The organism is Anaerobiospirillum sp. NML120511 (assembly GCF_023050955.1).
Lineage (GTDB): Bacteria > Pseudomonadota > Gammaproteobacteria > Enterobacterales > Succinivibrionaceae > Anaerobiospirillum.
Window position 1 is genome coordinate 1 of the sequence record NZ_JALKIK010000083.1, and the last position, 3,831, is coordinate 3,831.

General features: G+C 41.5%; 3 protein-coding genes. All 3 read right to left on the bottom strand.

Going from position 1 to position 3,831, the window contains the following annotated elements:
- A partial coding sequence (locus MXE39_RS12620; protein WP_246979074.1) for an ATP-binding protein occupies positions 1 to 884 on the bottom strand: 884 nt, incomplete at its 3' end.
- A gap of 2 nt (positions 885 to 886) precedes the next feature.
- Positions 887 to 2,965: a transposase family protein gene (locus tag MXE39_RS12625; RefSeq protein ID WP_247074197.1), complete on the bottom strand. Its 2,079-nt coding sequence runs from the start codon at positions 2,963 to 2,965 to the stop codon at positions 887 to 889.
- On the bottom strand, positions 2,958 to 3,831 hold an 874-nt coding region (locus MXE39_RS12630; protein ID WP_246979087.1), incomplete at its 5' end, for a TnsA endonuclease N-terminal domain-containing protein. The genes MXE39_RS12630 and MXE39_RS12625, both read right to left, overlap by 8 nt.

Below are 3,831 nucleotides of genomic sequence, written 5' to 3' on the forward strand. Positions count from 1 at the left end.
TTTTTAACCTTAGGGGTGCCGATAAAGATTAATGAAGCCTTAACAGTATTCGTAAGCTCAACGATGAAGTTAAAAAATGTCTCATTATTTCGCTGGTCAGAGATATTCTGTATTTCATCAATAATAAGAACGCCAACAAAGTAGCTTTTAAGGGCATCTGTTGTAATGGCTCTAGCTCGCTCCTGACTCATTGGCTGAGTAATTTTGGACTTATATGATGTTCCCAGTGCCTCATCTATGGCTCCAAGAATAGCGGAGCATACTGCTTTTGGGCGTGTTTTTGATGGGCATTCTACCTTAAGCCATACCAGCTGCGTGAACTCATCGTTCAGAATAGATTTACGATGTAATATCACCTGAGGATAAAGCTGTATTACATGGTTAATACTTGAAGTTTTACCAATACCAGACCATCCAATCAGACATACCGAAGGAGTAGTGCTGCAAAAAGCCTCATCTGAGTGGTCTCTATACTCTGGATACTTTTGTACCCCTCTTTCAACGTAAAGTTCGCTCTCAGAAAGACATTGTATAGTCGCCCCATCTGCGCCGGTATCAGACTTTACTTCAATAACATGTCTTCCCCTCTGACTAAAGTACCCATAACGCAGCAGGTCATCAACGGTACGCATGAGAGCGATATGGCGGTGGGTAGGAATGAACACATTTCTAAGACATATCTGCAAAAAAGATGTTCTTGCCTCAATCGACTTCATATCCTTTGAGCTTTTAGGATTTTTTCGATTGAGCTCTTTTAGTATGTCTAGACTACTACAGCTGTCATAATCTGGAAGAGCCTCGATCAGCACATTTCCCCTGAAGAAAGGATTATCCTGTCTGGAAAGCTTGGCATACACAAATCCAGGATTATCGGCATGACTCAATTTTAGGACTCCCTGCTGCTAAAAATATCAGAGTACAGATCAAAGATACACCAAGAACTCTCCTCTGTAGCACTGTTAGATGATGATGAATTTTTATTATCATAATCCTCAATATTTTTAGAGTTTGGCTTGTTAAAAGAGCGGGATCTACTGTCATGATTTTGCTCTTCATCTCTTATGATTTTGAGAAGAGCCAGTTTATCTTTTTCACTCAGCTCAGTTGAGTCTGTACCGTTTCTGGAGCGTGCACTACTGACTATATCCTGCATCTTTTTGTAGTTGGAGGATCTAATATGATCCTGCTTCTGCCTGGTTCGGGATTTGGCGTCATTTCTGCACTTTTGAAGCTTTTCAGCTTCAAACAGGCAACATCCATTTAAGTAGGCGCTCTCCTGCTTAAGTCTGCACTGAAAGTAGGTAGACGGATGTTTTTCCGGGTCAGGATAAATCCATGCATTGCCAACATTGCCGTTATCTATGGCCATAACCGGATGGTAAGGACGCTTGGAGTTACTGTCACGATCAAACCAGCCTTCATTCTCAAGCTGCTTACAGGTATACATTATGCCATTACACTTGATTCCCTCTCTTGAAACACTTGCGTTCTTTTGAGGAAGAAGGCTTAACCTCAAGGACTCCTGATTGAAGTTACTCTTCAAAAATGCAGGGCGATTTGCGCACCCCCAGCTCCAGAGAGCTACAGGGCTGCAATCCTGTGATACAGGATAGTCATTAGGCATCTTGCTCTTAATACGTGCATTAACAGTGTTTACGGCAAGAAGAACCATTCGTCTGTAGTCATTGAGAGTAAGCACGCCTTTTGTTCGGTTATCAACAGCGCCTGCTTTTTTCTGACTAATTTCACATACGGTTGATTGCTTGAGCATAAAACGGAGCTCACTTTGAATCATACCGATTGAAGACTCAACAGTGCCCTTATGATCTGCGCGATATGGGGCAGAGTTAATGACCGTTACCCCATGGTTACGCGCAAAAAGCTCTATTCTGCTGCCCTCAAGCTCAGCATTGTCTGCACATATACAGTTAGGAATACCAAAGGATGGCCAGTCAAAAGAAATATGGATATCAAAGTTTTCCTTAAAGTACTGGCTCTTATCAGAAATTGCACAGTACAGCGCTTCAGCAGCACTTTTATACTGTGCGTTCTCTAAAGATACATGTATGCCAACAATCAGACCTGTAAAACGATCCGTAACTGAATACAGTACAGGTCGTCCTACTGGAAGGGCAGGATCTAATGAGGAGCAAAGATAAACATTATCCGGAGTAGAATCAACCTCGTAAACGTCACCTGGGCCTGAGCTTGCTTCATATACAGACCCCTGCTTGGCTAAAATATCCTTGTTGAATACAATCGGAGAATGCTTCAGCTGGTTCCGATCTCTTCTGTTATAGGTTCGATAATAGAATGAAGAAAACTGTCCGAATGTTGGAACAGGCGATTCAGGATACTTATCTGAATAGCGAGCAATGAGAAATGAATAAGCCTTTCTTAAAGATACGCCATTCTGTGTCAGAACATAGTCCTTGATAGTGGCTGTCATTAAAGTCTTTAGAGACTTATCAAATAAAGGTTTATCAATGCCAGTTTTTCTGCCAGGGTTAGCAGAAAAAGTTCTTGGTGAATGACCTACAGCACGATAATCAGGGATGAGAGCCGCCTTACATTGGCCTCTTTGAAACCATCTGGCAATAAGCCTGTACAGTTTACGCAGCATGCTCCTGCTGCCATTGGATGCTTCGTTAAGCGCAACAGTAAGAGCTTTACGAGAGTATAAGACTTCATTGTTAGAAACAATTGACGAAATAAGACAAAAATTTTCCTCAACAGCCTTACTCTCACTGATAGACATGTTTCTCAGCTGCTCATAAGGATCTTCTACGACTCTTACTGCACCGCATCTCAGCTGTCTCTCAAGCTCTTTAGTATCAACAACCTTGTAGGTAATTTTACTTTGCTTATTACCAGATATTGGATAAAGAGCAGTACTGTCAGTATCGGAGTAAAGGACTCGATGAGAGACACTGTCGATTGACAGAACTTCGTTCTTATTAAACATCAACTTGACTCTCCTCAACTTCGCCCAGCATGCAGTCATTAAGCAGCTTTAGATTGACTGGGAACTTTAAAAACTTCTTTGCACACAGAATCTGTATACCCTCACGTATGGTGTAACGTGCGCCAGAAGGTACTTCTATGTAATGGGTATCTGGTAATGCAGAAACCATAACATCATAGAGAGCTTCCCTGAGTTTACCGAAAACATTGAAAAGTTTTAATAAATCCTCTTCAGGGTAAATCTCCTGCCTCATTCTGTACAAGCAGTTAAGATTTTTGATAAGTACAGAACTCATAGTGCTTGAGTATATCAGCTGAAATGTAACTCCTTTGGCATCCCAATACCCTTTCTCGATGCGGATCTTTTCCAGTGTCCGCCTATCAATATCTTTATCTGAGTACTTAACCTGGATTGCAAAATCTTCTAAATTGCCATTTTTCGTCCTCATACTGACCAGAAAATCGGAGGTCATAACCATTCCTCCATTGCAGTACCCAGGATGAAGAATTCCCATATTTCTGGCAATTTCACATGTCAGGTGAGGGTCCAGCGGGTACTGCTCCTTTATGTCGTATACATTGTCCTGCCATTCCAAATATTGAAATACATTTAACTCTCCACTGGACATCAAGTGGACAGTCCTGTTCAGCTTACTGGACGGAACCCTGTACCGAGATGTCTCTGAATGAAAAGTTCTAATATTGATCCATGGTAAATAGCTGTTACGCTCCCCTTTGCCAAGTCCACGACTTTGACCGTCCTCCCATTTAGCTATCAAGTCGATTATTAAAGACTTTTTCATATAGTTTGCCACTGATCTGACTTTAGGTATGAGTTTATGACAAAGTATAAATATCATAAAGTGC

Bases quoted from the DNA above. Each gene is read 5' to 3' on its own strand.
- MXE39_RS12625 (WP_247074197.1), bottom strand. From the start codon at position 2,965: ATGTTTAATAAGAACGAAGTTCTGTCAATCGACAGTGTCTCTCATCGA.